The sequence below is a fragment of the Bartonella sp. MU37NMGALS genome (assembly GCF_042194015.1).
GTDB classification, from domain to species: Bacteria; Pseudomonadota; Alphaproteobacteria; order Rhizobiales; family Rhizobiaceae; genus Bartonella; species Bartonella grahamii.
On record NZ_JBHIML010000037.1, the window covers coordinates 1 to 5,522 of the forward strand.

At 37.2% G+C, this 5,522-nt stretch carries 9 protein-coding genes and 1 pseudogene; 9 read left to right on the forward strand and 1 reads right to left on the reverse strand.

All coding sequences use genetic code 11. From position 1 onward, the window contains the following. The 7 genes and pseudogenes from ACFIJP_RS08405 to ACFIJP_RS08435 form a co-directional block, all read left to right on the forward strand. Nucleotides 1-181, forward strand: a pseudogene (locus tag ACFIJP_RS08405) (hypothetical protein); the annotation flags it as partial. After that, a complete protein-coding gene (locus tag ACFIJP_RS08410; protein ID WP_273791604.1) occupies nt 168-626 on the forward strand; it encodes a hypothetical protein in 459 nt (152 codons plus the stop codon). The pseudogene ACFIJP_RS08405 and the gene ACFIJP_RS08410, both read left to right, overlap by 14 nt. 338 nt (nt 627-964) lie before the next feature. Beyond that, the gene (locus ACFIJP_RS08415; RefSeq protein ID WP_375626934.1) at nt 965-1,456 is read left to right on the forward strand and encodes a Rha family transcriptional regulator; all 492 of its coding nucleotides are present in this window, start codon (nt 965-967) and stop codon (nt 1,454-1,456) included. A 76-nt stretch (nt 1,457-1,532) separates the two neighbouring features. Next, entirely contained in the window at nt 1,533-2,273 is a 741-nt protein-coding gene (locus ACFIJP_RS08420) for a hypothetical protein (RefSeq protein WP_375626935.1), read from the forward strand. 312 nt (nt 2,274-2,585) lie between these two features. Beyond that, complete coding sequence (gene ssb, locus ACFIJP_RS08425; protein ID WP_375626937.1) at nt 2,586-3,026, forward strand: single-stranded DNA-binding protein; 441 nt, start codon at nt 2,586-2,588, stop codon at nt 3,024-3,026. A gap of 14 nt (nt 3,027-3,040) precedes the next feature. Then, nucleotides 3,041-3,379 carry a hypothetical protein gene (locus tag ACFIJP_RS08430; RefSeq protein ID WP_375626939.1) on the forward strand — a complete coding sequence of 113 codons (339 nt, stop codon included), beginning with the start codon at nt 3,041-3,043 and terminating at the stop codon, nt 3,377-3,379. Next, nucleotides 3,366-3,896 carry a hypothetical protein gene (locus ACFIJP_RS08435; protein WP_375626940.1) on the forward strand — a complete coding sequence of 177 codons (531 nt, stop codon included), beginning with the start codon at nt 3,366-3,368 and terminating at the stop codon, nt 3,894-3,896. The genes ACFIJP_RS08430 and ACFIJP_RS08435 overlap by 14 nt, the downstream gene beginning before the upstream one ends. 9 nt (nt 3,897-3,905) lie before the next feature. On the opposite strand, the gene ACFIJP_RS08440 is transcribed toward ACFIJP_RS08435, so the two are convergent. Next, on the reverse strand, nt 3,906-4,529 hold the full coding sequence (locus ACFIJP_RS08440) for a hypothetical protein (RefSeq protein WP_026017333.1): 624 nt from the start codon (nt 4,527-4,529) through the stop codon (nt 3,906-3,908). A 204-nt stretch (nt 4,530-4,733) separates the two neighbouring features. Here ACFIJP_RS08440 and ACFIJP_RS08445 point away from each other — a divergent pair, with 204 nt between their 5' ends. Both ACFIJP_RS08445 and ACFIJP_RS08450 read left to right on the forward strand, forming a co-directional pair. After that, entirely contained in the window at nt 4,734-5,066 is a 333-nt protein-coding gene (locus tag ACFIJP_RS08445) for a hypothetical protein (RefSeq protein WP_375626942.1), read from the forward strand. Beyond that, nucleotides 5,047-5,522, forward strand: a 476-nt coding sequence (locus ACFIJP_RS08450) for a phage terminase large subunit (protein WP_375626943.1), incomplete at its 3' end; no start/stop codon positions are given. The genes ACFIJP_RS08445 and ACFIJP_RS08450, both read left to right, overlap by 20 nt.

A 5,522-nucleotide genomic window follows, 5' to 3' on the forward strand; every position in this document is an offset into this window, starting at 1 on the left:
TGGTCAGTATCATGAGATGCCTTGTAAAGTTGATTACAGTACCAAGGCGCAAGTGAAAGCTTGGATATATGGGGGTGGTATTCCGAAAAGCGTTCTCAATTACGAACCTCTTATAGACGAGATCAATAAAGAGATCAAAAAATTATCGAAAACCGCAGGAAATAAATATGTTTACAGATAAGCAGCTAAGAGCCTTGTTTGGTATTATAATTTTTATATTTTTATGCTTTCTAGGAATTAAAAAAAATCCCTATTTTATCCAAGGTATTTTGATATTTGCATCTTTTGGTTTGATAATAATAACAAATATTTTTGTAATTTTATGCAATTCTCATATTCCTTTTGAGTTGCAGAACAATCCAAAATACAAACGTGGCAATACAACAGGTTGGAAGACATTAACACGTGATTTACAACAGTATTTGCACAGACTTTTAAAGCTAATAAGTTTAGCACTTGTCGTTTTAATTTTTCCAAATAGTTATACTGTATTTTGGTATTTAGATATCGTTATTTGGTACTTTTTTTTAGTTTATTCATTCTTTCTCATGTTGCATACACGCAGTTTAATAAACATGTCCATTTACGCACTACATTTTATACTAAAAACCAAAAGTAAAATTTAAAAGCACTTGATATTCAATTATGTAGGTATCAAAATGAAAAAAATTGAAAAAAATAAAAAATACGTATTGACATTAAAAGGTCATTCTGTTAAACGAATCATTAAGTGCTAAAAACACTAAACATGTAGCGAATAGATTACGAAACAATCTTTTCCTGCTTCAAAATTTGGCTTTATTTTTATGCTATTATTGGCATATAACGGTTTTGTCGGGTGTAGCTATACCATACAATACCCTTCGCGAGGGAAAAGTATAGCGGCGGACTACATGCCGTGTTTTTAGCACCCGGCGCCCTTATGGGCTGTCAATTAAAAACTCTAAACATGTAGGAGTTCATTATGAACAATTTAGTAAACACTCAAACCACGTTGACAATGTCTAGCCGTGAAATTGCAAAGTTGTGTGGTAAAAGACATGACCATGTTATGCGTGATATAAAGAAAATGCTTGAACAGCTTAACGCCCCCAAATTTGGGGCGGTTGATTTTAGCGGCAGTTATCTTGACAAAAAAGGTGAAAGCCGTTCTTGCTACCACCTCCCTAAACGTGAGTGTTTGGTCTTAATTTCAGGTTACAGTACAATATTGCGTGCTAAGATTATTGATCGTTGGATAGAGCTTGAGGGGCAATCAAATTTACAGTTAGAACATGATTTTGATGATTTTAATTATCTTCGCCAGTATGTTTTGACAAATTATCCTAAAATCATGGGTATCATCTTTAGTCGTCTTGTGAAAATAGATGAAATCGAAAAAGAGCTTGATCACTACAAATTGGTTACGACAGAAGCCAAGCGCGTTTTAACAAACGCTATTGCAAAAGCAGCTTAAATAACAGGCGTTGCGGGGGCGCCTTCTCAAATTTCCATTAAAATTTTATCGAATATTTAGATTAGGAGTAAAACCTATGACCACTAAAAATGTATCCAAAAAATATGAACTCACAGATGAAATCCACCGTATTCCTGAGGGAAAAACTGTACGTCGTATAAGAGCATTAAGAGATTTTGCAGATGTTAAAGCAGGTGATCTCGGTGGCGTTATTGAAAACGAAAAAAGCTTATCACATGATGGTGATTGCTGGGTTTATGATAACGCCATGGTTGCTATGGATTCTGTTGTTTCTGAAAATGCACAAGTGCGTAATAATGCACGTGTTTATAAAAGTGCAAAAATATCAGGCAACGCTATTGTTTGTGACAATGCTCAGGTTTTTCATAATGCAAAAATTTCTGATAATGCAAAAATTTGTGATAACGCAATGGTTAATGGTAATGTTTTTGGCAATGCAGTTGTTTGTGATAATGCTCAGGTCTCTTTTCTTGGTCATATTTCTGATAATGCAAAAGTTTCTGATTATGCGCATGTAACTGGCAGGGTTTATGGAAATGCACGCGTTTATGGAAATGCTTGTATTTATGGATTTTCTGAGATTTACGATGATGCGCAGGTTTATGACAGGGCTACTATTTCTGAGCATGTAAAGGTTTATGGAAATGCACGGGTTTGTGACCAGGCAACGGTTTATAGCAAGCCTCGTACAGATGGCTATGCACCACCTATCTATGTAAAGATTTATGGCAATGCCGTGGTTAATGGCAATCAAAAAATTTCTGAAGATATTTGTGGTGATGATAAAGCAGCGTAAATAACGGGGCGGGGGGCTGCTTTATAGCAAAAAAGCCGCGTCCTTTAAGACACGGCTTTTATTATCAAAACAGCTAGCGATCCAAATAAACGATTAAAATAACCAATCGAAATATAAAAGAACATCTCTTTATTGCACAAAACGTATCAAAAAGCAAGCTGTTAAGTAAAATAAAAATGGGATTCATACTGTAGATTCAGTGTGTTATGATAAATTCTGTTTGTAAAAATACACCATAATGTGTTATACTACCATCAGTTGTGAGTTATGTTTTGTTCTAAGTACTATTTTCCATTAAAGGACAGAAAGCAAATGCTTAATAAAGTGATGTTAATTGGTCATTTAGGCGCCAATCCAGAAAGCAAAACAATGTCATCTGGCATCGAGGTGGTCAATTTTCGAATGGCAACGTCTGAGAGCTATACAGACAAGGCAACCAATAAAAGAATAGACAAAACCGAATGGCATTCCATTGTGGTGTTTAATCCACATTTGGCAAAAATTGCACTTCAGTATCTAAACAAAGGTTCAAAAGTTTACGTAGAAGGAAAATTACAGACACGCAAATGGCAAGATAAAAACGGTGTTGATCGCTATGTAACAGAAGTCATATTGCCTCAGTACAAAGGCGAGTTAAAGCTTTTAGATGGCAAAAATGATGATAATCAAGATCAGTCATCTGCTTATGACAGAAGCATTTACAGACCTCTTGATACGCTCCATACCGTTATGAATGACAGTGTTCCTTTTTAATAGAGGGTATTTAAATGTCTGATAAGCCGCTGCTCCATACCTTTAGTGCAATCTGTAAATCTAAGCCAGTTTATAACTATACTATTACAGATCAGGAGATAAAATCATTACAACATAATAATAAGATTGAGACATTCTGTAATATATCAGCAGGCTTTCTAATTGTAATGATTGTCATTATCTTCGTGTGGATGATGAATGATGATGATGATTGGAAAAAAATTCCAGCCTTTTGTATAGGCGGCGTGTTGCTAGTACTTGTAGCGTCTTTAGATGCAAAAATAAATTCAAACTCAGAGGAAATTTGGGAAAACGTTAAACAGGTGTCTGAGGTTATCTGTGAAAAAAAATAAAAAGAGGGGACGCCCTAAAATAGCAGGGCAGGTAAGAGAACCAAACGGACGCATCTCACGTGCAAAAGCACCGCGTGAAGCCGTTGTTAAATTGGCAATAGAAATGCGTGCAAAGCGCTTCGGTTTAACGCTACAAGAGGCAAAAAATCCACTTTCTGGTACCTATATCGGGCGGCTTTGTTTGCAAGGCGTGCTTACTCAAGAGCAATACGACGCCGCCCAGCAATATCTACAGATAAGAAACGATTACCTTTGTGCAAAAGGCTTGCCTAATGCGATTTATGACGAAATGCCGTCATCATCTGATGATAAGGCAAGAGATAAATGGGTAGCATTTGCAACAGAGCAGTTTATCAACATGCAAGAGGCACTAAAAGAAGCCCAATGCCTCTATAGACAGTATAATCTTCATGCTGCGCTACAGTACCTCGTGATAGAAGATCAAATGTTACCACATCTTGTGAATTCGCTGCGTGTTGCTCTTAATGTGCTTCAGAAACATTTTGATCGTAAATGACAATCTCTATTACGGTTTCATTATATCATATATCGTTGGTAAGTCTCTGCAAAATCTAGCGACTTGTTTAGTGTTTTCATAATCACCGGTGCTCACGTCAGATACTACAACTATCATTTGTGTTTTGGGGCTAATGCCAGTTCCAGTCGAATTACTAAGAAATTTTTTTGCATAATAAATCATTGGATTTTTGCTGTTATTGGATTCGTTGTATGCCCACATAAAATCTCTTTCACTCCAATTATGTTCATAACGTAAACGACTTATTACATTGGGTAGCATTGCCCATGACATTTCTTCATTATACTCACCCCGCAATAAATTCACAAAGCGTCCACATAAAATAACGAATACGTGACGATGCAATACAGGATCAAATTTGGAAGGCATCTTATGATGGCCACGGCTGTATACAAATTCTTGTGCTTGGCTTAGCTTATTAAAATGCGTAAAGCCAGTATATTCTTTACTCGCGTATTTGTCGTAAAGTTGATTATACTTCTCTATAGTATCTACACTTGTAAACATACGCGTCAATTTGTCTATAAATCCAAATGACGCTGATGCAGGTAGCGCTGATATAGAAAAGAAAGCTATAAATGTTATGATGCGTGTTATGGATAATGATTTCATTATTTTGGATCCTTAATTATTCATAAGCGCTGTTTAACCGATTCCCTTTGAAATTATCAATATGTGTTATTTTAGTGTTGACAAAGTGTAGCAAATCGTATTTAATGACATTGCTGTACTTGGTCGTACTGTATCTAGACGAGAGGCAGTGCAGTTTGGAATCCCCGCAAATGCGGGGTTTTTTATTATCTGGAGGGGTATTTTATGACATCAGAAAATACACATCAGGCTCCACAACCGATTAAAAAGCGTATACCCCCAAAGGCAGGTCAAGGGCGTGTCAAAGGCGTTCCGAATAAGATGACGCGCATTTTAAAAGAAGCAGTGGTTAAGGCTGCTGAGAATGCTGGGAATAAAATTGGCAAGGATGGTTTGATTTCTTATTTGGAAAAACAGGCTATAGAATGTCCAGCGGCTTATTTAGCGTTGCTTGGTAAGGTGTTGCCTTTACAGGTAACAGGTGAAGATGGGGGAGCCATTAAGGTGATAACGCGTGTAGAAATCGCGCCTTTGGTCAATGACAACACGACAGATTAGTATTGTACCAAAGCTTATACCGATTTTTACAGGGGATGCTTTGGTACGGGCGGCTTGGGGTGGACGAGGGTCTGGAAAGACAAGATCATTTGCCTTGATGGCTGCTTTAAAAGGCTATCAATTTGGTATGCAAGGGATATCGGGCACTATACTTTGTGCACGTCAGTTTCAGAATTCTTTGGCAGAAAGTTCATTGGAGGAAATTAAGCGCGCCATTGAAGCACATGACTTTTTAAAGGACTATTACAAGGTTGGGGAATCTTCGATTAAGTCAATTGATGGTCGTATAGCCTTTCAGTTTTCTGGTCTGGACCGCAATATAGCCAGTATCAAGTCTATGGGGCGTATTTTGCTTTGTTGGGTTGATGAGGCAGAGCCCGTTACAGAGACGGCTTGGCAGACGCTTATACCGACTTTGCGAGAAGAAGGAAAAGATTGGAATGCAGAATTATGGGT